General features: G+C 65.7%; 20 protein-coding genes. 9 read left to right on the forward strand and 11 right to left on the reverse strand.

The annotated features are described in order from the left end of the window. Positions 1 to 29: 29 nt before the first annotated feature. The gene (locus MGN01_RS24115) at positions 30 to 377 is read right to left on the reverse strand and encodes a four-helix bundle copper-binding protein (protein WP_147046330.1); all 348 of its coding nucleotides are present in this window, start codon (positions 375 to 377) and stop codon (positions 30 to 32) included. Between the two features lie 157 nt (positions 378 to 534). Here MGN01_RS24115 and gatB point away from each other — a divergent pair, with 157 nt between their 5' ends. Continuing rightward, the gene (gene gatB / locus MGN01_RS09315) at positions 535 to 2,007 is read left to right on the forward strand and encodes an Asp-tRNA(Asn)/Glu-tRNA(Gln) amidotransferase subunit GatB (protein WP_147046331.1); all 1,473 of its coding nucleotides are present in this window, start codon (positions 535 to 537) and stop codon (positions 2,005 to 2,007) included. A 627-nt stretch (positions 2,008 to 2,634) separates the two neighbouring features. Here the strand turns inward: gatB and MGN01_RS09320 are convergent. Continuing rightward, the gene (locus MGN01_RS09320; protein WP_147046332.1) at positions 2,635 to 3,123 is read right to left on the reverse strand and encodes a DUF3280 domain-containing protein; all 489 of its coding nucleotides are present in this window, start codon (positions 3,121 to 3,123) and stop codon (positions 2,635 to 2,637) included. 174 nt (positions 3,124 to 3,297) lie between these two features. Here MGN01_RS09320 and MGN01_RS09325 point away from each other — a divergent pair, with 174 nt between their 5' ends. Beyond that, positions 3,298 to 4,623 (forward strand): flavin monoamine oxidase family protein, encoded by a 1,326-nt coding sequence (locus MGN01_RS09325; RefSeq protein ID WP_147046333.1) that lies wholly within the window; start codon positions 3,298 to 3,300, stop codon positions 4,621 to 4,623. 79 nt (positions 4,624 to 4,702) lie between these two features. Then, the gene (locus MGN01_RS09330) at positions 4,703 to 5,323 is read left to right on the forward strand and encodes a Crp/Fnr family transcriptional regulator (protein ID WP_147046334.1); all 621 of its coding nucleotides are present in this window, start codon (positions 4,703 to 4,705) and stop codon (positions 5,321 to 5,323) included. 8 nt (positions 5,324 to 5,331) lie between these two features. Here the strand turns inward: MGN01_RS09330 and MGN01_RS09335 are convergent, their stop codons facing one another. From MGN01_RS09335 to MGN01_RS09345, 3 genes are all read right to left on the reverse strand, one after another. Next, positions 5,332 to 5,754: a cupin domain-containing protein gene (locus MGN01_RS09335; protein ID WP_147046335.1), complete on the reverse strand. Its 423-nt coding sequence runs from the start codon at positions 5,752 to 5,754 to the stop codon at positions 5,332 to 5,334. A 38-nt stretch (positions 5,755 to 5,792) separates the two neighbouring features. After that, a complete protein-coding gene (locus MGN01_RS09340; protein ID WP_147046336.1) occupies positions 5,793 to 6,947 on the reverse strand; it encodes a complex I NDUFA9 subunit family protein in 1,155 nt (384 codons plus the stop codon). Between the two features lie 192 nt (positions 6,948 to 7,139). Beyond that, on the reverse strand, positions 7,140 to 7,823 hold the full coding sequence (locus MGN01_RS09345; RefSeq protein ID WP_147046337.1) for an esterase/lipase family protein: 684 nt from the start codon (positions 7,821 to 7,823) through the stop codon (positions 7,140 to 7,142). A gap of 72 nt (positions 7,824 to 7,895) precedes the next feature. On the opposite strand from MGN01_RS09345, the gene MGN01_RS09350 reads away from it, so the two are divergent. The 3 genes from MGN01_RS09350 (at position 7,896) to MGN01_RS09360 (ending at position 12,077) form a co-directional block, all read left to right on the forward strand. Further along, positions 7,896 to 9,182, forward strand: a complete 1,287-nt coding sequence (locus MGN01_RS09350) for an MFS transporter (protein ID WP_147046338.1) — start codon at positions 7,896 to 7,898, stop codon at positions 9,180 to 9,182. A 107-nt stretch (positions 9,183 to 9,289) separates the two neighbouring features. Continuing rightward, positions 9,290 to 11,659 carry a primosomal protein N' gene (locus MGN01_RS09355; protein ID WP_147046339.1) on the forward strand — a complete coding sequence of 790 codons (2,370 nt, stop codon included), beginning with the start codon at positions 9,290 to 9,292 and terminating at the stop codon, positions 11,657 to 11,659. Positions 11,660 to 11,717: 58 nt separating this feature from the next. Then, positions 11,718 to 12,077, forward strand: coding sequence for a SpoIIAA family protein (locus MGN01_RS09360; protein WP_147046340.1), 360 nt, complete (start codon positions 11,718 to 11,720; stop codon positions 12,075 to 12,077). A gap of 57 nt (positions 12,078 to 12,134) precedes the next feature. Here MGN01_RS09360 and MGN01_RS09365 read toward each other — a convergent pair whose 3' ends face one another. The 6 genes from MGN01_RS09365 to lptF all read right to left on the reverse strand — a co-directional run bounded on the left by MGN01_RS09365 (position 12,135) and on the right by lptF (position 19,796). Beyond that, entirely contained in the window at positions 12,135 to 12,536 is a 402-nt protein-coding gene (locus MGN01_RS09365; RefSeq protein WP_147046341.1) for a hypothetical protein, read from the reverse strand. Positions 12,537 to 12,984: 448 nt separating this feature from the next. Then, positions 12,985 to 13,839 carry a 16S rRNA (adenine(1518)-N(6)/adenine(1519)-N(6))-dimethyltransferase RsmA gene (rsmA, locus tag MGN01_RS09370; protein ID WP_147046342.1) on the reverse strand — a complete coding sequence of 285 codons (855 nt, stop codon included), beginning with the start codon at positions 13,837 to 13,839 and terminating at the stop codon, positions 12,985 to 12,987. Next, complete coding sequence (gene pdxA, locus MGN01_RS09375; protein ID WP_170245919.1) at positions 13,836 to 14,849, reverse strand: 4-hydroxythreonine-4-phosphate dehydrogenase PdxA; 1,014 nt, start codon at positions 14,847 to 14,849, stop codon at positions 13,836 to 13,838. The genes rsmA and pdxA overlap by 4 nt, the downstream gene beginning before the upstream one ends. Before the next feature lie 30 nt (positions 14,850 to 14,879). Continuing rightward, positions 14,880 to 17,474, reverse strand: coding sequence for an LPS-assembly protein LptD (locus MGN01_RS09380; RefSeq protein ID WP_373319147.1), 2,595 nt, complete (start codon positions 17,472 to 17,474; stop codon positions 14,880 to 14,882). Positions 17,475 to 17,529: 55 nt separating this feature from the next. Further along, a complete protein-coding gene (lptG, locus tag MGN01_RS09385) occupies positions 17,530 to 18,618 on the reverse strand; it encodes an LPS export ABC transporter permease LptG (RefSeq protein WP_147046345.1) in 1,089 nt (362 codons plus the stop codon). 8 nt (positions 18,619 to 18,626) lie between these two features. Beyond that, a complete protein-coding gene (gene lptF / locus MGN01_RS09390; RefSeq protein ID WP_147046346.1) occupies positions 18,627 to 19,796 on the reverse strand; it encodes an LPS export ABC transporter permease LptF in 1,170 nt (389 codons plus the stop codon). Between the two features lie 209 nt (positions 19,797 to 20,005). Between lptF and MGN01_RS09395 the strand changes: the two genes are divergently transcribed. The 3 genes from MGN01_RS09395 (at position 20,006) to MGN01_RS09405 (ending at position 23,997) form a co-directional block, all read left to right on the forward strand. After that, positions 20,006 to 21,502: a leucyl aminopeptidase gene (locus MGN01_RS09395; RefSeq protein WP_147046347.1), complete on the forward strand. Its 1,497-nt coding sequence runs from the start codon at positions 20,006 to 20,008 to the stop codon at positions 21,500 to 21,502. Then, positions 21,499 to 22,200 (forward strand): hypothetical protein, encoded by a 702-nt coding sequence (locus tag MGN01_RS09400; protein WP_170245921.1) that lies wholly within the window; start codon positions 21,499 to 21,501, stop codon positions 22,198 to 22,200. The genes MGN01_RS09395 and MGN01_RS09400 overlap by 4 nt, the downstream gene beginning before the upstream one ends. A gap of 84 nt (positions 22,201 to 22,284) precedes the next feature. Next, a complete protein-coding gene (locus MGN01_RS09405) occupies positions 22,285 to 23,997 on the forward strand; it encodes an AMP-binding protein (RefSeq protein ID WP_238257625.1) in 1,713 nt (570 codons plus the stop codon). The last annotated feature ends 6 nt before the right edge of the window (positions 23,998 to 24,003 follow it).

Here is a 24,003-nt window from a genome sequence, read left to right on the forward strand (position 1 = left end):
TTGAACGCGAACGGTCGCGCCCTGCCGCGCTAAGCCGCCATCGTACGGCAAGTTTTCTCACAGTGCCGGCACGCCTGTACACAATCATCCATGTCGCCGACCTGTTCGCATGATGCAGCGCAGGCGGCGCAGATCTCGGCGCAGGCTGCACATTGATGTCGATGAATGGCGCTCCCGATCAGCATGAGGTGAGCGCAGGTACGGCATGCCTCCGCACAGGACAGCATCAAGCGGAAATGCTCTGGTTCTACGTGCCGTCCACCGGCTGTGAGGCAGTGATTCGACGCCATTCCGAGGCAGGTCTGATAGCAGGACAGACAGGCATCGATGCACGCCTGCATTTCCGAATTTGATGTCTGAGTCACGGTTCTCTCCATCGATGATGTTAATCCGCAAACCCATACCGTGCGCTGCGGTTCGCTATCGGCCGCTCATCCATGGTCGTGCCGTCGCTCGCCTTGACCGCGAAGGCTCGTGCTTCCTACACACGGCAAATTCCGGCGGACGATGGTCCGCGCCGAGATCTGAGACGTCATGAACGCGCCGGTTTCCCCGAACAAACTCATCAAGGGCGGCCTGCACGACTGGGAGGTCGTGATCGGCATGGAGATCCATGCCCAGGTCACCAGCCGCTCCAAGCTATTTTCCGGCGCGTCCACCGCGTTCGGTGCCGAGCCGAACGACCACGTCTCGCTTGTTGATGCGGCCATGCCCGGCATGCTGCCGGTGATCAACGAGGAATGCGTCGCGCAGGCCGTACGCACCGGCCTCGGGCTCAAGGCCAAGATCAACCTGCGCTCGGTCTTCGACCGCAAGAACTATTTCTACCCGGATCTGCCGCAGGGCTATCAGATCTCGCAGTACAAGGATCCGATCGTCGGTGAGGGTGAGGTGCTGGTCGATCTCGCCGATGGCGAGTCGATCACGGTCGGCATCGAGCGCCTGCATCTGGAGCAGGATGCCGGCAAGTCGCTGCACGACCAGGACCCAACGAAGAGCTTCGTTGATCTCAACCGCTCTGGCGTCGCCTTGATGGAGATCGTCTCGCGGCCGGACCTCCGCTCCTCGGAAGAGGCGCGCGCCTACGTGACCAAGCTGCGCACCATCCTGCGCTATCTCGGCACCTGCGATGGCGACATGGAGAAGGGGAATCTCCGTGCGGATGTGAACGTCTCGGTGCGCAGGCCTGGCGACCCACTCGGCACACGCTGCGAGATCAAGAACGTCAACTCGATCCGCTTCATCGGTCAGGCCATCGAGACAGAGGCCCGCCGCCAGATCGCAATCATCGAGGACGGTGGCACGATCGACCAGGAGACCCGGCTCTACGACCCGAACAAGGGCGAGACTCGCTCGATGCGGTCTAAGGAGGAAGCGCACGATTATCGCTACTTCCCCGATCCCGACCTGCTGCCGCTCGAATTCGACCAGGCCTATGTCGAAGGGCTTGCGGCGGACTTGCCGGAATTGCCGGATGCCAAGAAGGCCCGTTTCATCGCCGATTTTGGGCTCTCAGCCTACGACGCCGGGGTGCTTGTCGCCGAGCGTGCCTCGGCCGACTACTTCGAGTCGGTGGCGAAGGGCCGCGACGGCAAGGCTGCCGCGAACTGGGTGATCAATGAGCTGTTCGGACGCCTGAACAAGGAGGGCCGCTCGATCGAGGACACCCCAGTCTCGGCGGAACAGCTCGGAGCGATTGTCGACCTGATCGGCGAGGGCGTAATCTCCGGCAAGATCGCCAAGGATTTGTTCGAGATCGTTTGGTCCGAGGGCGGTTCCCCGCGCGAGATCGTCGAGCAGCGCGGCATGAAGCAGGTCACCGATACCGGTGCCATCGAGGCAGCGGTGGACAAAATCATCGCCGACAACCCGGACAAGGTCGCCCAGGCCAAGGAGAAGCCGACGCTGCTCGGCTGGTTCGTCGGCCAGACCATGAAGGCCACCGGCGGAAAGGCCAACCCGGCCTCGGTGAACGCCCTGCTGAAGGCTAAGCTCGGGATCGAGTAAGCAGCATCCTTATTGTGAGGCACGGCCGAAGCGTTCGGGAGCCAATAGGCAGAAGCCGCGGAAGCGGCGCCGAATTGCTTCGCTGCACTCGCAATGATGGGTGAGGGTTCAGCTAAAGGTCGGGATCACGACGGAAGGCGCCAGCCGGCCGATATGCCGGGGCGCTGGGTAGCAGCATCTCGTTTGACTTCGCCACGGAAACCGCGGCGGAAGCGGCTCAAGGTGGGGCTGATGCGTGTTCGAAGTCGCACCTATACAGGTCGCTTCTGCGCCCCTGGGGCCGCTTCCGTCCGGTGGTTCGTCACGTTTCGCCGCTCGATCTCAGGCCAAACCGTTCCTGCGATCTTCTATGCGGCTTTCTGCTGGGGTGGAGTCATTCCTGTCTCCTTCAGCCAAATCTCTTCGTAACAACGATCGCAATATCGCTGTCTCTCCGAGGTGTCTGTGCTTCCCTCGCGAAGCACCTAGAGAGACTGCGACTGTCCTCATGACGCGTCAAGTGCTAATTGTACCCAAGCTTGTTTAAGATCTCGCAAAAGAGTGCTTTCCGAGCAGGTCGGTGTTTGGTGGCAGATACTTACCGCGCTGCGGCGTAGTCGAACAAGACGGCGACGGCCCGAGCCCTCGTCATCGTTCGAGGATTTGGTTCTTGACCAGGTATTTGATCCCACGGTCGAAGGATTCATCGGTGTTGCCGCGCAGGTCGACGCTGTAGGCCTTCTCCGGCGCGCCGTCCTTCAGCGGCTTGTAGTAGACGTTTATGTTGAGGATCAGGTTCGAGACTTTCTGGACAGCCCCCACGAAGACGGCCTCGGCTCCAACCTTCTGGCCGAACGTCTCGGCGCAGCCTCCGCAGGCGCGTAGATCGGCGATTTTGGCGACGTCGTCCTTTACCGCGTCCGTAGGGACAACGGTGTAGCGCCCGGTCTTCTCAAGAAGGCTACGGAACTCGTCGGCGGTCTTCGTCAACCGCGCCTTGTCGTCGTCGGTCGGCGGCGTCGGCGCGCCCTTAGCAAACTGGAAATCGAACACCGCGACCTTCTCGGGCTCGGCCTGAGCCGGAGCAATCGGGCCTAGCACCGCCGCCAGAGCACACCAGCCTGCGATAAGTCTCATCGGCATCATTAGACTCCTACATGCTGGTGGCGACGGAATGCTGCTTTCCGCACCAGGGCAAACGCTGGGGGGTCGAGATCGATCAGATGGTCATCATGCAATACGTCCCGCCGCGGAGCGCTGCGTCGTGCTGCCTCCCGTGACGATTGACTTCGGATCTGCCAGCACGGCGCCATGATGATCGATCGTGCGGCTCCGGCTGCCCATGCTCACCACCGCCCGACGCTCGCACCGCGCCTGGCGACGCTGCCGATCGCGCCCGACGTCGTCGTGGTGGGTACCGGTGCTGCCGGCATCGCTGCCGCGCGGCGGTTGATCGAGGTTGGGATCTCCGTCGCCGTACTGGAGGCACGCGACCGGATCGGCGGCCGCGCCGTGACCACGGGCCTGCGCGGCCATCCGATCGATCTCGGCGCTCATTGGCTTCATGCTGGGCCGGTCAATCCGCTGGTCGCGCTCGGGCACGCCCGTGGCGAGCGCCTGCGCAAGGCGCCACAACCCGGTCACCTCATGATCGGCCGCCGCACGGGGCGTCCCGAGGAGCGCCGCGCTTTTCTGCGCGCCTTCGACCTCGCCGACGGCGCCATGACACTCGGCGCCACAGCCACCAGCGAAGACCGGGCAGTAGGCTCTCTGATCCCCGACGGGCTAGGGCCCTGGAGGGACCGCATCGATCTCGTCCACACCCTCGTCTCGGGGCGGCCACTCGACGAGGTCTCGCTGCACGATTGGCCGAGCCTCGAATACGGCGAAAACTATTTCATTGATGGCGGCTACGGCGCCTATCTCGCGCGGCTGGCCCAAGAGCTGCCGATCGTCCTCCAAAAGCCGGTCACCCGCATCGACCGCTCGGACAGCGGCGTGACGGTGGAGACCGCAGATGGCGCCACCCTCTCGGCCAAGGCCGTGATCGTGACCGTGCCGATCATGGTGCTGCAGGCGAGCATTCGGTTCACGCCGGCCCTGCCGCCAGAAATCCGCGCCGCGATCGACGGCTTTACCTCCGGCATTTACGAGCACGCCGTGCTGCACTGGCCCTCGGCGCCGTTCCAAGGCCGTGACCGCCTCGCTACCGTGGTCGGTGGGCGCCATCGTCCACCCGGCCTGCTGACGCGGATCGACGGCACGCCGTTCCATTACTTCGAAATGGATGCTGCTATGGCCGAAGCTCTCGACGGCAAGGCAGTACCAGCCGATGCGGCCCGGCATCTCGTCCGTCAAGTGCTGGCGGAGCATGTCGGCTACCGCGCCCTGCACGATCTCAGCATCCCTGCCGTCACAGAGTGGCGGCGCGATCCGTGGTCGCGCGGCTCCTGGGCCGTGGTGCCCCCAGGTCATGCCCCAGCTCGGGTTGCGCTGAAGGCCTCGGTCGACGAGAGACTTTGGTTCGCGGGCGAGGCGCTGTCGCGCGAGCAATGGGGGACGGTGGGTGGCGCCTACGCGGAAGGCACGCGGGCCGCAGACGAGATCGCGGCGCGCCTAGGGCAAAACCTCGCCTGAGCCGTGCCGCATTGCCTCGCCAGGATGACGAAACCGGCGCGTCGGGACGAACCGACCATACCGGATCGCGGGGGAATGAATGAACTGGGTCGAGGCGATCGGCTATGCCGGCACCGTGCTCACCGTCGCCTCGTCGGCAATGAGCACCATGATCCCGCTGCGCATCGTGGCGCTTACGGCGAGTTGTGTCGTCATCACCTACGGCCTGATGATCGGCAGTATGCCCGTCGTACTGACCGAGATGATCCAGATCCCGTTCAATGCCTGGCGGCTTTTTCAGATGGTCCGCCTGGTGAAGGACGTCGAGAAGGCGGCATCCGGCGACCTCGCCCTCGATTGGCTCAAGCCGTTCGGCAAGGCGCGCCAGTTCAAGGCGGGGCAGGTGATCTTCCGCATGGGCGACGAGGCCTCGGAGATGTTCACCATCGAGAGTGGGCGCTTCCGCATCCCCGAGCACGACGTTGACCTCGGCCCGGGCGATGTCGTCGGCGAACTCGGCATGCTCGCGCCGGACAACCGGCGCACCGGGTCGCTGGTCTGCATCGAGAGCGGGCACGCGCTCTGCCTAGCCTATTCGGAAGTCAAGCAGCTCTACTATCAGAACCCGGAATTCGGGTTCTATTTCCTGAAGCTGACCAGCGAGCGGCTTTTCCAGCATGCCGGGCGATCGGCAGCGTCAGTGCCGGCCGATGCCGTTTGACGGGGTGCTCAGTCCTGCTGACGCATGAAGGTATCAGGCGTGCCGGTGCCTTCTTGGACGAAGCGGATGTCGCGTGGGGCGCGGCGGGGCGTGTCCACCGAGAGGAAGACCATCGGCTCCTCTAGGATCTTCGGCACCGAATGAACGACGCCGCGCTTGAACACCACGAGCTTTCCTGGCCCGACCTCCACCGGCTCTTCATCGCCGAACTTCATCAGGCAGCGGCCAGAGAGCGAGTAGAGATACTCGTCGCAGGTCGCGTGGGTGTGTGGCGGCGTCGGCTTGTAGACGCGGAAAACCCGGGCGCTCGCCGCCTCGTCGTCGGTAAAGCGGTGGTCGGCGACCATGGTGTCGGAGGTCTCCGGCAGCCGGGCAGCGTAGGCCGCCACGTCGAACACCGCGTGATCCACAATGGGCGCTTCGCTCGACATCGTCCCGCTCCGTCGTTTCCTGCCATTTCGGCTCGCGCTCAGTTGCGCGTGCCCCACCGTTTGCCCATGGCGCCCGCCGGCGCAGATCCCTGACCAATCGCAGGGCCGCTCGCGGTGCGCGGATGATGCCCGGATTTCGCGTCCGTCGGCTGCGGCGCGAGCAAGTCGGGAACGGCCTCTTCCTTCTCGGTGCCGCGCCCCTGAGCGAACTGGCCATGCTTGCGGTAGGTCCACAGATAGCCTGGGACGACGGCTTCGGCGGCGGTCGGCACGATACCGAGCGCCTCGATGGTCCGGCCTTCGGCCTTCGCCGCTTCGGAGACCACATTGTCGGTCTGCAGCATGATCACCTGGTCGCGGGTCAGCTTGAGGTAGTCGGGCAGCAGCCCGAGCGTCGCCGTATTGGCCAATTCGAGCGCGCGCGCCTGCAGGCGCGCCAGCGGCCAGGGCAGGTCGACCACGACGCGCTGGCGCATGATCACTTTGAGCATGTAGCGCACGAAGTGTTCGAGCGTGCCGATCTCGGGTCCACCAAGCTCGTAGACCTTCCCACCCTCGGCCTTGCCATCGACAGCCCGCGCAATCGCCTCGGCGACGTCACCGACGAAGATCGGCTGGAACTTGGTCTGGCCGCCGACGAGCGGCAGCACCGGCAGCATCGTGGCGAGCGTCGCAAAACGGTTGAAGAAACCGTCGCCGGGGCCAAACTGCAGCGAGGGCCGGAAGATGACCGCGTCGGGCCGCGACTTCAGCACCTCGGCCTCGCCGAGTGCCTTAGAGGCAGCATAGCGCGACTCCGAGGCCGCATCCGCGCCGAGCGCGGAGACTTGGACCACGCGCGCACCGACATCCGCCGCAGCCCGCGCGATCTCCCCAGCGCCTTCGGTCTGCAGCCGCGAAAACCTCTGGCTGCCGCTCTCCTGAAGAATACCGACGAGGTTGATGACGACGTCGGAGCCTTCAACCGCGCGGCGGATCGAGGCGTGATTGCGCAGGTTTGCCTGTACGGCGACGATCTGGCCGACCCAGCCAAGGGGCTGCAGGAACAGCGCAAGATCTGGCCGGCGCACGGCAACGCGGATGCGGTAGCCGCGCTTAGCCAGCGCACGCACCACGTGGCGCCCGACGAAGCCGGACCCACCGAACACGGTCACGAGCTGATCTTGCGGGCGGGTCGGGGGATCGATGCTCATCGCCGAACGAACCTGTCTCAAGCGCATCCCGACGGTACGAAGGTCCGGTCGGCCGAGGCGCAGCAACACGAAGAACCGAGACGCCTAGCCACATAGGGAAAATCCCAATGGCGGCAGCCCTGGCCGGCCGCTTCTTAGAACAGTTTTGGTTCAGCGGGGAGCGGCTTTCGGTATGCAAAAGCGCTCGTTGGTTCAGCGTGCATCGCACTCGAAACGGCCTTCTTTCACGAAATGCAGGGCCTCGCGGATCACGCGGCGATTCCACATCATCGTGACATGCGTGGTGTGAAGAGTGAGGTGGGCGCTCATGCCGGGCACGCGCGTGCGGGCGACTGTAACGCGCCCGTCATTTGGTCCGGGCAGCAGCAGCCAGGATTCGAGCAGATAGAGGCTGCGATCGGCCGCGATGACGCCAAGTGGATAATCGACCGGGCCGAGAAGCCGCGTCAGCTGCTCGCTCCGGCGCGTGACGAGCTGAGCCCCCGACGGGCCGAAGAACCGGCGGTAGAGTCGCAGGCGATGCAACGCGTCAGCCACCTCGCTCCCCCCATTCGGTGGCGCCAGCATGACGACCCTGCCGAGATTCCGGGGGCGGTGCCGCGTGATCAGTGCACGGGCGACGAGCCCTCCCATTGAGTGCGTCACGAAATGGAGGCGCCCGACACTGCTGGAAAACGCCTCGATCTCGCGCCGCACGATCTCCGCGAGGACGCCGAGGGCGGCCTGCCGCGCCGGATAGTCAATGTTCAACGTCGCATAATCGCGGCTGCGAAACGCCCGCTCCATCTTGCGCATGGAGGAAGCCCGGCGCGCCGTACCGTGCAGCAGCACAACGCCGTCCGGTTGAAGCGTGTGCGTCTCGGGTCCCAGGCTCATCGCGCCCTCGGTGTAGGTCGAGCTAAAGTGGCGACGATCAACTCCCTAGCGTAGCAGGCACACCCCACAACGATGACAAAGGCCGGTGCCAGCGGAGCGGGAACGGGCCTCCCGGGCTACCTCGCATTGTTCGCGGCGCTCTACGGCGCGTACGGGGCGCTCTCACCGTTCCTGCCGGCCTTCCTTGCCGAGCGTGGGCTCTCGCCGCAGGACATCACTGTTTTCCTCGCTGCTGCAACGCTGGTCCGGCTGGCCTCCGGTCCGCTCGCTGGGCGGATCGCCGATCGCACCGAGCGGACGCGTGGCGTGCTCGTGATCAGCCTCGCACTTTCGGCAGTTGCGAACCTCTCGCTGCTCGCGGGCCACGGCTTCTGGCCGCTCCTTGCCATCGGGATCGTCCAAGCGGTGTGGACGGCGCCGCTCGCACCGCTGGCCGATGCGCTGGCACTGGCTGCCGCGCAGGGCGGCCGAGCTTTCCAGTACGGCTGGGCGCGCGCGGCCGGTTCGGCCGCCTTCATATCGGCGACCGTACTGAGCGGGTTTGCGGTCGATCTTTACGGTAGCACTGCGGGACTCGGGATCTGCGGTGCGGCCTTCGCGGCTGCGGCGGTGGTTGCGACGCGGGTCGTCACATCTTCCGGCCCACACGCCTCCATCGAGATGCCAGAATGCGGTGACGGCATCGCAGGAGAGGTGGACGGATTACCGAGCGAACTGAGACTCTCCTTCGAGACTCGGCAAAACCTGGCACCTCAGGATGAGGGGGCGCATGGGAAGAGCTCGCAGCGAAACGGTTTCCTCGCCCTCGCTGCGATTCCCCGTTTCCGCCGCGTGGTCTTCGTCGCTGCGCTCGTAATCGGCGCGCATGCCATGCAAGATGCCTTCGCGGTGATCGTCTGGCGCGACGCCGGCCTGTCATCCGGCATCGCTGGCCTGCTCTGGTCGGAGTCAGTCGCTGCGGAAGTCCTGGTCTTCCTGCTGATCGGCCCTTGGCTGTTCGCCAAACTCGGAGCACCGGGCGTATTGACGATCGCGGCCCTCGCCGGAGCGCTGCGGTGGGCGGTTCAGGGCGCGACGACATGGCTGCCGGCGCTCGTCGCCATCCAGAGCCTGCACGGCCTGACATTCGCGGGTCTGCATCTCGCCTGCCTCGCTGTCATCGAACAGAGCGTGCCGGACAACCTACGCGCAACCGCTCTCAGCGTTTATGGAACTCTCGGCATCGGGCTCGCCTCGGCGCTGTTGACTCTCGCCTCCGGCCAGCTCTTCGGAGCCGTTGGTCTCCGCGCGTTCTGGGTAATGAGCGCGCTCAGTCTAGCCGCGGTACCACTGGCCCTGTCGCTTCGAGCGGAGAAATAACGTAGCGCTCCTGCCTATCACGCGCGCCGGCAGTTCTTTGTCGACAGCGAACGAGTACAAATGTAGAACAAAAGGCCGCGAGCCTGCCGCTTCCAACATCAGGTCTCATGCCTCAGGTCGCCGACATTCTGATCCCTTTAGCGCTCGACACCGCCTACAGCTACGCCGTGCCGACAGGCCTCACGCTGAAGGATGGCGACGTTGTGCAGATCCCGCTGGGTCCGCGTGAAACCATCGGAGTGGTCTGGGGTGTCGAGGATCGGGCCTCGGGCGGCAACCTGCGTCCGGTGAGCGGGGCCATCGAGGTTGCGCCGCTGTCCGAGCCGCTGCGGCGCCTCGTCGACTGGCTGGCGCGCTACACGCTGGCGCCGAAAGGCTCGGCACTCGCGATGGCGTTACGCCTGCCCGACGAGAACGCCCGCACAGAGATCGTGCGTATCGGCGTGCGCTCGGCCGGTAAGCCCGCCTCCAGACCCACAAAGGCCCGTGAGAAGGTGCTTGCGGTCGCCGCCGATGGCGAGGTGCGTGGCAAGAGCGCGCTGGCCAAGGAAGCGGGCGTGTCCCTGAGCGTCGTCGACGGGCTGATTGATGACGGCGCGCTGGAGACCATCGCCCTTGTGCCCGAGCCTGTGGCACTGCCGCCCGACCCGGATTTTCCAAGGCAGATGCCGCTCTCGGAGGCGCAGGCCGAGGCCGCGGCAAAGCTGATCGCGGCGTTTGACACGGTATCCCCCTTTCCCCAAATGCAGGGAGAGGACCGTGACGATCTCGCCGTTGGGGCTGTGAGTTCGAAAGGCGAGGCTGAAGACAGGCCTCAGGACGAGGCTCATCCGCGAACATTCCCTCACGATCCGCTGCTGCCTGGTTCCGCGCCCAACGGGGGAGGGGCAGCCCTCTCCTCGCAGGCGGGAAGAGGCGATTCCCACGAGGTACCGCGCGCGATTCTGCTTGAAGGCGTCACCGGCTCGGGCAAGACCGAGGTTTATTTCGAAGCCGTTGCCGAATGCGTGCGGCGCGGCCGGCAGGCCCTTGTGCTGATGCCAGAAATCGCGCTGACGGCGCAGTTCCTGGACCGGTTTGCGGCGCGGTTCGGCGTGCGGCCCGCGACTTGGCACTCGGGCATCGGCGGCCGGCGGCGGGAGAGGCTTCGCGCCGGCGTAGCAGCGGGTGAGGTGTCGGTTGTGGTCGGCGCGCGCTCGGCGCTGTTTCTACCCTTCACCGATCTCGGCCTCATCGTCGTCGATGAGGAGCACGAGAGCGCCTACAAGCAGGAGGACGGCGTCCATTATCACGCCCGTGACATGGCCGTGGTACGCGGGCGGCTCGAAGGCTGCCCGGTAGTGCTGGCCTCGGCGACGCCCTCGATCGAGTCGCGGGTGAACACCCAGCGCGGGCGTTACGGCCACATCGTCCTGCCCGAGCGCTTCGGCGGCCGGCGGCTGCCGGACATCACCGCCATCGATATGCGCCTCGACAAGCCCGAGCGCGGCCGTTTCCTGTCACCGCCGATGGTGGCGGCGGTGAAGAAGGCCGTGGCCGATGGCGAGCAAGCCCTGCTCTTCCTCAATCGGCGCGGCTATGCACCGCTGACGCTGTGCAGCGCCTGCGGCCACCGGTATCAGTGCCGGAACTGCTCCACTTGGCTCGTCGAGCACCGCTTCCGAAGGGCGCTGGTCTGTCACCATTGCGGCTACACCGAGCGCAAGCCCGAGGCCTGTGTCGAATGCGGCACCTTCGACCATCTCACCCCGTGCGGCCCCGGCGTCGAGCGCATTGCCGAGGAGGCCGCCGAGCTGTTTCCTGACAAGCGCATCATCGTGCTGTCGAGCGATTTTCCGGGGGGCACCGAACGGCTGCGCCAGGAACTCGAAGCTGTCGCCGCTGGCGAATGCGACATCGTCATCGGCACCCAACTCGTCGCCAAAGGGCACAACTTTCCGTACCTGACACTGGTTGGGGTGCTCGACGCCGATATCGGCCTGACGTCCGGCGATCCGCGGGCCGCAGAGCGAACCTTCCAGCTCCTGCAGCAGGTGACCGGCCGTGCGGGACGCGGCGAGCGGCCAGGTCGCGCATTGGTGCAGACCTACCAGCCTGATCATCCAGTGATCGCAGCCCTGCTCTCGGGAGAAGCCGAGCGGTTTTATGAGGAGGAAATTCACGCGCGAGAGGCGGCTGGACTCCCCCCCTTCGGCCGACTGGCGGCGCTGATCGTTTCGGCAGCGCAGCGCGAGGTCGCGGAAGCGCACGGGCAGGCCATGGCCCGAGTCGCTGATCCGCCACCCGGGATCATGGTGCTCGGACCGGCCGAGGCGCCGCTGGCGCTTGTACGCGGGCGCTACCGCTTCCGCCTGCTGGTAAAAACCGACCGAGGAATCGACATCCAGAGCTATCTGCGCGATTGGCTAGCGAGGAGCCCGAAGCCGCGCGGCAACACCAAGGTCACGATCGACGTGGATCCGCAGAGCTTCCTTTAGGATTGGCAGCGTTCCTGCCTTCACACGCAGCCTGCGTATCGCAAGGAGCTCGAAGACCGTGCTGACCTACGAGAAGAAGCCCAAATCCAGTTTTGCTGAGATCGTCGTCGACGGGAAAATCACCGATGACGAGATGAACAAAGTCATGGCGGCGATGAAGGCCGACCTCGATAGTGGCACCAAGCTCAAGCTCTTGGAGGACATTCGCACCTTCGAGGGCATGGAGCCGGCGGCCTTCTTTAAGGACCCGCGCTTCGGCATCTCGATGATGAAGGGCGTTAGCCACGTCGCGCTGGTAACCGATGCGCAGTGGCTGAAGATGGTCGCCGAGACCTTCAGCTTCGTCTCACCGACCCAGATCAAAGTCTTCGAGCGCGCCAAGATCGATGAGGCGCGCGCTTGGCTTAACGCCGCCTGATCCTGCCGTCAGTCTCGAGAGAGCGACGAGCCGGCTTGCGGCTCGTCGTTCGGCACGTCAGTCGGCCTGTGCGGTACGGGTGGTCTGGCGGCGTGCCGTCCAGCGGCCGGAGCAGAGCGAAGAGACCTTCCAGGTGCCCGAGCCGTTCTGGACCTGCAGATGGCCCGAAGCCGAGCCGCTAGCCGCGCTTGTCGCGACGTTGAGGCCGACAGAACCGTCCTTGCCGACGCGACCCGTGACAGATGCGCCGCTGCTCGCTGCCTTCGAAATCGGGCGGACCTGCCCGTCGACTACCGAGAGCGAGTAGCTGTAGCGTGCGTCGCAGAAGGCGCCGTTCTCCGTCACCAGCTCGACCGACCAGTTGCCATCATAGTTGGCGCCATCACGCGCGCTTGCCGACAGAGCAAAATGCGAGCTGAGGCCAGCGGCAAGGGCGAGCGTGAGAGCGAGCTTCGACATGCGTCATCCATCCGAGAGGTCGGGCGACCCGAAGCAACGTTCTGCCTCGAACCAGTGAGTATTGAGGATGAGCGCAACATACCGAATGAAACGGCGAGATTGTGACGCGCAGAGGCTGAGTGATAGTAAAGCGGATCGATACGGCCAAGTTTCCGAAGAGCATCTCGCGGCGACTAGACCTGCCCTTGGGATCCGGTCATTGATTTAGGACTTATTCAAAAATCTGCGTCGTTACCGCGGATAAACGTCCGGTCACCTGATATTCTACAAACTTACTCAGGCATTGGACTACGCTGGTGTCCAGAGGACGCAGCGATCGACCACTAAGAGGTGAAAAAAAAGCCCGCGCCGGGCGGGCCGGGCGGGTTTGGAAAGTCCACACGCTCCTTGGAGGAAGACGCATAAGATCAACGGTCGGGCACTGGCCGGTAATCCATCTGCCCAACTCTCACACCGAGCCTTCGAGGATACGCGCCAGGTCGACGAAACCTTCGATGGAAACTTCTTCCGCACGGGCTGTCTCCACCAAGCCCGAGGCCGTCAGCAGGCCGATCGGATCAGGCGTCGCTGCCTTCAGGCTCTGGCGCAACATCTTCCGGCGCTGGCCGAACGCAGCGCGGGTCACCGTCTCCAGCGCCTTCACCGAGCAGGGAAGCGGCTTCGCACGCGGTACGATCGACACCACGCTGGAGGTGACCTTCGGCGGCGGTACGAACGCAGAGGCCGCGACGTCGAACAGGATCGAGGCTTGCGTTCGCCAGCCGCAGAGCACGCCGAGTCGCCCGTAATTCGCTCGGTCATTGGGATCGGCGACGATGCGCTCGGCAACCTCCCGCTGGAACATCAGCACGGCGCGGTCCCACCAGGGCGGCCATTCGGCCTCTGTAAGCCAGTCGATGAGCAGAGCGGTGCCGACATTGTAGGGAAGGTTCGCGACGATACGCGCCGGGCCAGTTCCGACCAGCGGCCGAGGGTCGAAGCCGACAGCATCCGCGTCGACGACCTGGAGCCGGCCCGGATAATAGGCTGCGATCTCTGCCAGAGCGGGCAAGGCGCGTGGATCGCGCTCGATCGCGATGACCTTGCCGGCGCCGGCCGCAAGGAGCGCCCGCGTCAAGCCGCCCGGGCCCGGACCGACCTCGACCACGGTGACCCCGTCGAGCGGCCCGGCGGCGCGGGCGATGCGGCCGGTCAGGTTGAGGTCGAACAGAAAGTTCTGGCCGAGCGCCTTCTTCGGCTCCAGGCCGTGCCGCTTTACCACCTCGCGCAGAGGCGGCAGGCCGTCGGATGCGGGTTCGCTCACGGCCGCGCTGCGAGACGATGGGCGAGGCGGAGCGCCGCGATCAGGCTGTCGGGGCGTGCGATGCCCTGGCCGGCGATGTCGAAGGCCGTTCCATGGTCCGGCGACGTTCGCACGAAGGGCAGTCCGAGGGTCACGTTGACACCGTCGTCGAAGGCCAGCGTCTTGATCGGGATAAGAGCCTGATCGTGGGTCGGCGTCAGCGCGACGTCGTAGGCTGCGCGAGCACGTTCGTGGAAGAGGGTATCGGCCGGCAGCGGTCCGCGGATGTCGATGCCCTCCGAGCGCAGCCTGGCCACTGCCGGGGCGAGCACGTCGCGATCCTCGCTACCTATCGTACCGGCCTCACCCGCATGCGGATTCAGGCCGGCGAGCACGAGGCGCGGGGTCGCCAGCCCGAAGCGCTCGCGCAGGCCGTCATGGACGACCCGCGCGGTGCGCTCGACCAGATCCTGCGTCAGCAAATCCGGTACCTGGCGCAGGGCGACGTGGATCGTGACCGGCACGACGGAGAGCGTCTCGCTCCATAGCAGCATCACCGGCAGCGGGATATCGCGGCCCGGCTCAGCGGCGAGAGCAGCCAGGAATTCGGTGTGACCGGGATGGGCGAAGCCCGTCTGATTCAGCACGAATTTCGCGATCGGATTGGTCACGATGGCCGCCGCGCGACCTCTGCGGACCAGTTCGACGGCAGCGGTGATCGACTCGATGATCGCACCGGCATTGGCTGGATCCGGCAGGCCGGGCGTTGCCTTCACCCGAGCGCCGCTCGGGAGCGGCCAGACGGGTAGGGCGCGCGGAAATACCTCAACGGCGTATTCCGGGTCGACCTCCGCCACTGGCACGAGCAGGCCGAGGCGATGCGCGGCGGCTTCCAGAAAGCTCGGGTCGCCGATCAGTAGGAAGGGCGGAATGTCCCGCTCGACCCTAGCGCGCCAGGCGGCGAGGGCGATCTCGGGACCGATCCCGGCCGGATCGCCGAGGGTGAGCGCCAGCGCCATGTTGTCGATCATGATCCGGCGACGTTTACAGCACTCTCGCGGTCAACGCACCGCCGAGATGCCGTCGGCCGTGGTGACCGTGTTGACGTTCTGCTTCAGATCCGCCTCGCCCAGCGTCTTCAGTTCGATCCGCAGGAGCACGGTCTGGTTCTTCTCGCGCGTGCCGAGCGCCGTGGCGATCGGCGAGTTGATGTAGTTCAGCGAGACCGTCGTGCATTCATCCTGATAGCCGCCGCCCAGGCTGAGGCCGGTCATGAAGAAGCGGTCGCCCGGCGTATAGACCGGGGGCGGCCCAACAGGATTGGCCAGGTACGAGGTCAGGGCGTCGTTGTAGAAGTCGCGGTTGTCGAGGTAGCGGGTCAGATCGAATAGCACCGAGCCCGAGACGAACCAGTTCGGCGTGATGTGATAGGTCGCCGACGCGGTGACGCCCTCACGGCGATGATTGAAGCCGAGCGCCGGCTGCGCACCGTAATAGGAGTAGAACACCGAGGTATCGAGCGGCAGGAACGGCGCGAAGCGCGCGATGATGCCAGCCTCGAAGCGGTTCAGGCTGAAATCGTTCTGCGCCAGCCGGGTGCGGGCGATGAAGCTGATGTTCTTGTTCGGCGAGACCTGGGCCCGCCCGACGAAGTCGGAATATTGGTTCTCCAGGCCGGAATCGAGGCCGACATTGGCGATGTCGCCGCGCCGGAAGGAGTTCACCCCGGCAATGGCGATCGATTCGCCGGCCATCAGGTTGGCGTACCAGCCCGAGGGCGTGACCACCGAGTACTGGCCGCCGACATTGGCGCGAACGCCGCCCTCGACCCGGTCGTAGCCGGAGAACTTGTCCCACTCGAACAGCGAGGTGTCGTCGAAGACGAGGCTCTGCGCGTCCTCGTTCGGCAGGCGGCCGATCCGCGTCTCGCTCGGCCGTACGATCACTTGGCCGATCGGCTCGATGGTGTGGACGCCGAGCGCGCCGAAATCGGAGACGAAGGGGTAACGCCAGTCGATGCCGATGGCCGGCATGACCCGGCTGACGGCACCATCATTGACTGAGGCGATGCTGCTGACGTTGGCGTTCTGGTAGCCCGACAGGCTCGGGCTGACGAAGAACGAGTCCGCCCGCAGGTAGGTGAACGGCGTCCACGCCATTCCGTAATCGTCGATGAAGGTGCGGCGCCAGGAGGCCTGAGCGGACAGGCGCGTATCGGTTCCGGCGAGACCGCGCACGAGGCAGGTGCTGCGGGTGAAGGTGCTGCAGGTCTCGTAGAGCGGATAGTTGAGGCCGCCGACGGTTGGCGAGAACACGTAAGCCGTGGTCCGTGGGATGCCCTGGAAGTCCGTGGCGTCGCGGGTCAGGCTCGTGAGGTTCGTCTGGAGGCGCAGCTCGCCGCCAAGCACGCCCGGCCCGTTGATCCGCTTGTCGTAGTCGATGACCGGGGCAACGACCGGCTGCTCCTTTTGCCAGTCGAAGCTCGATAGGGACTTGAAGTAATAGCCGCGCGCCTCGAACCAGGACCGGTCGCCCTGGCCGATCAGGTAGGCCGTCGACACCGCCTCGCGGAAGAAGTCGGTGGTCACGCTCTGGTTGCGGATACGGTAGTTGTCCAGGAACCATTTGTCGGTCACGCCGACGACGTCCCAGCCCATCCGCCAGCGGTCGTTGATGTAGAAGCGGCCCTTCGATTCGACGGAGCCGCGGAAGTCGCGATCGGCCGCGCCGAGCGGGCTCGGCAGAAAGGCGCTCGGCGTCGTCTGCGAAATGCCGGACAGGCGAATGCTGAACTGGCCGGTGTCGAAGCGCTGGCGGTACTCGGCCTGCCCGAGGAGCCCCTGTCGGCTGACGAAGGTCGGCGTGATCGTCAGATCGTAGCTCGGGTCGAGATTGATGAAATACGGGATGCCTGCGCCGGTGCCGATCGCCGTCGAGGTGATGAAGCGCGGCGTCAGGAAGCCGGTCTTGCGCTTCACCGACGGGTCGGCCGACTCGAAATACGGCAGATAGGCCACCGGGATGCCACCGATCTCGAGGCTCGAGTCCTCGTAGTAGATCGTATGCGTCTCGCTGTTCTGGATGATCTTGGCCGCCTTGATCTGCCAGAGCGGCGGTCGTTCCGGGTGGTCCTTACAGGGCTCGCAGGCCGTGTAGGTCGCGTAGTCGAAGCTGGTCTGCTCGCCGCCGATCCGCTCGGCGCGGGGCGCCGAGATGCGGGTGCGTAGCGGCTGACCCTTCGACTGCACCGTCGTCTGGATGCGCAGGCTGTCGATGAACCCGCTCTTGAAATCGTCGGTCAGCTCCATCCGCTCGCCGGTGACGACCGAGCCGGTCTCGTCCGTGAGTCGGACATTGCCCTCGGCGAAAACGCGGCTGGTGGTGCGGTCGTAGCGGACGCGGTCGGCCTGAAGCGTGCGGGAACCGTAATGCAGCTCCGCATTGCCTCGCGCGGTCACGGTGTTGTTGTCGTTGTCGTAGATCAGCTCGGCGGCTTCCACGAGCAGACGCTCATTCCCCTTCGGCTTCGAGGCCGCAGCGAGCTTGTTCTCCAACGCACTCTGGGCAAGCGCCTGCGAAGCCCCGGTGGTGATCGCACCGGTGAGCAGAAGCAGGGCCAAACCGGCCTGGACCGTGATGTCGGCGACCTTACGCAACGGGTCTCCAAAACCTTTTCCCGGTCGCAGCTGCATCTCGAACCTGAAGGCGGGCCTAGCCGTCTTCCTGGTAGAGAAGCGTGAGCGTACCGAGCAGACTCCCTACCACGGCCGGGAACCACGCCGCCACTGGCGGAGTGATCAAACCCGAGGCTCCCAACCCTTCCGTGACCTGTCGGACCACGTAGAGAAGGAAGCCTGCAGCCACTCCGCCGAGCACCAGTTTTCCCACTCCACCAAAGCGGAAGAACCTTAAGGAAACCGTTGCTGCGACTAGCACCATTGCCAAAAACAGCAGCGGACGGGCAGTCAGGACATCGTACTGGAGTCGGTATCGGGTGGCGTCCAAACCGGACCGCTCTGTGCGTGCGATCGTCTCCTGCAGTTGCCAGAAGGGCACAGATTCCGGTGGTGTGAAGCGTTGCCGCACCTGGCTCGGGTCGAGACTCGACGCGATCAGGTACGTGTCGAAATTCTCCGGGGGCTCGTCCTTCGCGAGTACGCGCGTATCCTGCAATTCCCAGTACCCATCATGCAGGATCGCGCGGGCGGCCTCGATCTGCGACTCGAAGATGCCGCTGTGGCTGAAGGTGAAGACCGTGACGCCGGCAAGCGTGGTCGTGCCCTCCACTGCCGTCTCGGCGCGGATGATCGCCTCACCGTCTAGGCCGCGCTGGCGCAGCCAGAGATCCTTGCCGGACCCCACCTTCTTCGTCCTGGCAAAAATTTTCGCCTCGATCTCGGTGGAGCGCTGCTTCATCACAGCCGATATCGGGTTGTAGATCCCGATCGAGACGACGCCGATGCCGAGCGCTACGAACAGGCCGGGCTGCAGGAACTGCCAGGCCGAGATGCCGGCCGCCCGCGCCACCACCAGTTCCAGCTTGCGCGAGAGCTGCAGCAGCGCCGCCATCGATCCGAACAGGACCGCGAAGGGCAGCACGCCTTCGGCTACGGCGGGCGTGCGATAGAAGGCGAGCTTCGCCATCAACCCGGGCGAGGCACCCTCGGCGTCACCGGCGCGCCGCAGCAACTCGACGAAGTCGAGTGTGTAAACGAGCGCGAATACGGTGACGAACACACCAAGGATGGTGCGCACGAAGCGTAGGGCGAAGTAGCGCCCCAGCGTTGGCCCGATCAGCATCGCGGCGCTCAGCCCGTACCGAGACGCGGGCGCCGCAGCAGGCCGGCAAGCCGGTCCTTCGCGACACGAGCGATGGCAGCGTTCGCGGCGCGGACCCGCGCGCCCTGGAAGATCAGGAGGCAAGACAAGCCGGCGGCGAGGAGCGGGACGGCATAGATCGCGATGACGGCGCCCTGGCTTCGTACGGCGGCGCTCGAGGCCGCGAAGCCGGCGATGCGGAAAGCAACCACCGCAGTGACCGCGCCGGCCATGGCCAGGCCGCGGCCCTGGCGCGTGGTGCGCGGATCACCCAATGCCGCAAAAGCGATCAGCGCGAGCGCGATCGGATAAAGCCAGGCGGACAGCCTGTCATGCAGCTCGGCCCGGAAACGGCCCTTTTGCAGCTTGTACAGGTTCTCCGACGTATCGGGGAAAAGCAGCTGCGAGGTCGAGCGCTCGCGCGGCTTGTAGATGACGTCACCGTCGGGCGGAGAGAAGGCGGCGAGGTCGACTGCGTAGCGCTCGAAAGTCACTATCGAGGAATCGCGCGAATCCTTCTGCTGGCGGTGCACGCTGCCGTTGGTGAGCGTCAGGTAGGTCTGCCCGTCATAGTCGGTGACCACGCCCTTCTCGGCGAGATAGACGACGGTCTTCCCCGCCTCGCGCTTGTCCTGGATGAACAGGCCGTTGAGCGAGCCGTCGCGTCCGCGTTCGCGGAAGTGGAACGTGATGCCGCTGTCGAGTGAGGTGAACTGGCCCTCCTTCACGACATTCGCGACGAAGTCGCCGCGCACGCGCGTGAGCACGTCGCGCAGCTCCTGGAACGAGGAGGGCATGACCTGGATGGTGAGGAACGCGACCATCACGCTGACCGCCATGGCCAGGGTGAAGAATGGCTTGAGGATCTGCCGCGGCGCCATCCCGGCGGCCGACATGACGATCAGCTCCGAGTCACCGTTCAGCTTGTTCAGAGCGTAAATCACCGCGATGAACAGCGCCACGGGCGCAATCACCGTGATCAGGGTCGGCAGCGACAGGCCGGTGATGAGCAGGAAGATCAGGAGCGTCTGACCCTTCGCCGTAACGAGGTCGAGCTCGCGTAGGGCCTGTGTTACCCAGATCGTCCCCGTGAGTCCGATCAGGCAGGCGAGGAAGGCACCGAGTGTGATCCTGAAGATGTAACGCTCGATATGGGTCATTGCCCGTCGCGCCAAGCCGCTCTCACCGCGGGTTTTCCGAATGGCCGCCCGACGCGGAATTTACGGCTCAGATACCCCGAGTTGGGCCGTTTCACGGCGCTGCTCCGTCGCGTTGCGTTCTGCGCATCACAGGGTACACAAGGCCGTGGGCGCCGCTCGTGATCGGGCGAATGGCAGCCCGAAGGCAAGAGGGTCGGAAAGCTTATAAGATGGCGGATGGTATCGGAATCGCCTTTCAACCCCTGTCTTCGAAGGGCTCCGGCGACCTCGTCGTCTTCGTCGGCGACGACCTCGCGCTCTCGCCGGCCGCATCGGACCTGATCGGCGGCGCCGGCGTCGAGCTTGTGGCACGCGCCGCGGCCAGCGAGCGCTTCAAGGGCAAGTCGCAGACCGCGCTGACGCTGCCCGCACCGGCCGGCGTAGCGGCGGACCGCCTGGTCGTCGTCGGCCTCGGCTCCGCGAAGGACCGTGCCAAGATCGACTACGTGACGCTGGGCGGCTTCACGACGGGCAAGATCGGCGGCCGCACGGCCCGCGTCGCCCTGGACTGGCCGGGCAGCGAGGCCACGGCACAGGATATCGCTGACTTCACCCTCGGCGCGCGCCTACGCAGCTACAGCTTCGACCGCTACAAGACCAAGAAGAAGCCTGAGACCGAGGATGATCGCACGACGCAGCTCACCGTGCTGAGTGCCGATCCGGCCGCGGCCGAAAAAGCGGCCGACACCGCCCGGGCCGTCGCTGACGGCGTCATCCTCGCCCGCAACCTCGTCAACGAGCCGCCGAACGTCCTCTATCCGGAAGAATACGCCCGCCGCGCCTCGGAGCTAACCAAGCTCGGCGTCGAGGTCGAGGTTCTCGACGTCGCCAAGATGCGCGAGCTCGGCATGGGCGCGCTGCTCGCCGTGGCCCAGGGCTCGGGTCGCGAGCCGCGCATCGTCGTGATGCGCTGGAACGGCGCGGCCGATAAATCCGCACCTCCGCTGGCGCTGGTCGGCAAGGGCGTGGTGTTCGATTCCGGCGGCGTCTCGATCAAGTCCGCCGGCGGCATGGAGGACATGAAGGGCGACATGGGCGGCTCAGCCGCCGTCGTCGGGACCATCCACGCGCTCGCCGCGCGGGGTGCCAAGGTCAACGTGATCGGTGCCATCGGCATCGTCGAGAACATGCCCGACGGCAATTCCTACCGCCCGTCCGACATCGTCACATCGATGTCCGGCCAGACCATCGAGGTCATCAACACCGATGCCGAGGGCCGGCTCGTCCTCGCCGACGTCATCTACCACGTGAACCAGGCCTATAAGCCGAAGGCGATCATCGATCTCGCGACGCTCACGGGCGCGATCATCGTCGCCCTCGGCCAGGAGATCGCAGGCCTGTTCTCGAACGACGACGAGCTCTCCGCAGCGATTACCGCGGCTGGCGAAGCGGCTGGCGAGAAGGTCTGGCGCATGCCGCTGATCCCGGCCTTCGACAAGGCGATCGACTCGAAGTTCGCCGACATGAAGAACACCGGCGGACGCCACGGCGGCGCGGCCACCGCCGCGGCCTTCATCAAACGCTACGTTGGCGAGACGCCCTGGGCGCATCTCGACATTGCAGGCGTCGGCATGAGCTCGACCCCGAGCGAGATCAACCGGAGTTGGGGCGCAGGCTGGGGCGTGCGGTTGCTCGACCGGCTGGTGCGCGACACCTACGAAGCGTGAGCCGTCCAGGAATTCTCGTCGCGGCGGCGCCGCCCGCCGCCGCACTCGCCGCGCTGTTCGCTGCGTTTCTGACCGGATTCGATCAGAGCACGCCGGTCCCGGCGGAGATCGGGACCCGCTTCTACGGCTTCTTCCTCGACCACTACCCGCTGTTCGCCTTCGCGATCGTCTACGCGCTGGCGCGGGTCCTCGCCGTCGCGCTCGCTCCCGGGCCGTCGACAGTGCTGCGGCGTATCCTGGGAGCGCTCGCCGGCCTCGCGCTGGTCCTGGCGCTGAGCCTGCATCCGACCTTTGGCGGCCTCGTCCTGCGCGGCGGCTTCATGACGGGGGGCATGGCCTTCCTCAACCAGATGCCGATGGCCGCCGCCTACGCGCTCGGCGCGGCTGTCGCTGCCATCACCTTCGGCCTCGCCATGGGGCTCGGCGTGGTGATCGCCGGGCAGCCACCGCGTGAGCGCCTGGCCCGGCTCCGCCGCTTCGTGCGGGCACTCGGCAGCGTGGCCGTGCGGTTTCTGGCGCTCTGGTACGCGCTTGCCGTGCTCGGCTTCGCCCGCACGATCGGCCTCGGGCCATGGCCGCGCCGGCCGCTCGACGCGAGCGATACCCTGCTCGTTGCAGCTTGCCTCGTGGTGGCATTCCTGCCCCACGCACTGATCTCCGCTGCGCGAGCCAGTTCATCGGCGCGCACTGCGGGTTGATCGCCCCTGGCCGATCCCGCTAAGCCTGGGGGCGAGGCAGGCAGCCGTACGAGCCGCAACAAGGCTCGGCGCAGGGAGAACGAAATGGCCGACCCAGTGGCCGGGGACCGTATCCGTGCGCGCCCATGGCTGGCGGCCTATCCGCCCGCGGTGCCGGCCGAGATCGATGTCGAACGGCTCGGTACTCTGGTCGATCTCATCGATCGCAGCACTAGGGCCTACGCGGAGCGGCCCGCGCTGATCAGCTTCGGCAATAGCGTCAGCTACCGCGAGCTCGGCGCTTTCGCGGCAAGCGTCTCGGCGTGGCTCGGGTCGCAGGGATTGGCCAAAGGCGACCGCGTCGCGCTGATGATGCCCAACGTCGCGGCCTATCCGGCTGCCCTGATCGGTGTGCTCACCGCCGGCTGCACGGCCGTCAACGTCAACCCGCTCTACACGCCGCGTGAGCTGATCGGGCAGCTCGAGGATTCGGGCGCGCGGGTGCTGTTCGTGCTGGAAAACTTCGCGCACACCGTCGCCGAGGCGCTGCCGATGCTGCCGCGGCTGGAGCGCGTGGTTCTCGTCGGCCCAGGCGACTGCCTTGGGCTCAAGGGCAAGGTGATCGACTTCGCCTCACGCTACGTGAAACGCGCGGTGCCCGTCTTCGAACTTCCGCCGAAGATCACAACGCGGTTCAATGCGGTGCTGCGCGCCGGTCGCAAGCTGCCGCCGCACCGGGTCGCGGTGTCGCCGAATGATCTCGCGTTTCTGCAATATACCGGCGGCACGACCGGCGTCGCGAAGGCGGCAATGCTCACCCACCGCAACATCGTGGCCAATGTCGAGCAGAGCCGGCTGTGGTTCCAAGTTTCGGGTGATGACGGCCAGAGCCGCACCATGGTCACAGCGCTGCCGCTCTACCACATCTTCGCGCTGACGGCCTGTTTCTTCTTCTTTCTCGACATAGGCGGGTGCTGTCTGCTCATCGCCAACCCGCGCGACGTCGACGGCTTCGTGAAGACTCTGGCCACGAGCAAATTCACGCATCTGTCGGGCGTGAACACCCTGTTCAACCTGCTGCTCAACCACCCGAAGCTGCACACGGTCGATTTCTCCGGTTCCGACGGCTACCACATCGCGGGCGGCATGGCGGTTCAGGCGGCAGTCGCCGCGAAATGGAAGGCGGCCACAGGCAAAGCCCTGATCGAGGGTTATGGCCTGTCGGAGACGTCGCCGGTCGTCTCAATCAATCCCGTCGACCTGCAGGAATGGTCCGGCACGATCGGCTACCCGGTCCCGTCGACCGAGGTCGTCATCCGCAGCGCCGAGGGGAAGGACCTGCCTTACGGCGAACCGGGCGAACTCTGCGTGCGCGGCCCGCAGGTGATGGCGGGCTACTGGAATCGTCCGGAAGAGACCCGCAACGCGATGACGCCGGACGGGTTCTTCCGCACCGGCGACGTCGCCACGATGTCAGAGACGGGCCTCATCCGCATCGTCGACCGGATGAAGGACATGATCCTCGTCTCGGGCTTCAACGTCTATCCGAATGAGGTCGAGGATGTGCTCGCCAAGCACCCGGCCGTGCTCGAATGCGCGGTGGTTGGCGAGCGCGCCGAGGAAGGCGAGATCGTTGTCGCGCATGTGGTCACCAAGGGCGAGGGCATCGCGGCCGACGCCTTGAAGGCGCATGCCCGCGAGCAACTCACCGGCTACAAGGTCCCCCGCCGCATCGTGTTTCACGACAGCCTGCCGAAGACCAATGTCGGCAAAGTGCTGCGCCGGGCGCTACGCGATCACAGCGACGCCTGCGGGTAGGGGTCG

This window comes from Methylobacterium gnaphalii, from assembly GCF_007992215.1.
GTDB classification, from domain to species: domain Bacteria; phylum Pseudomonadota; class Alphaproteobacteria; order Rhizobiales; family Beijerinckiaceae; genus Methylobacterium; species Methylobacterium gnaphalii.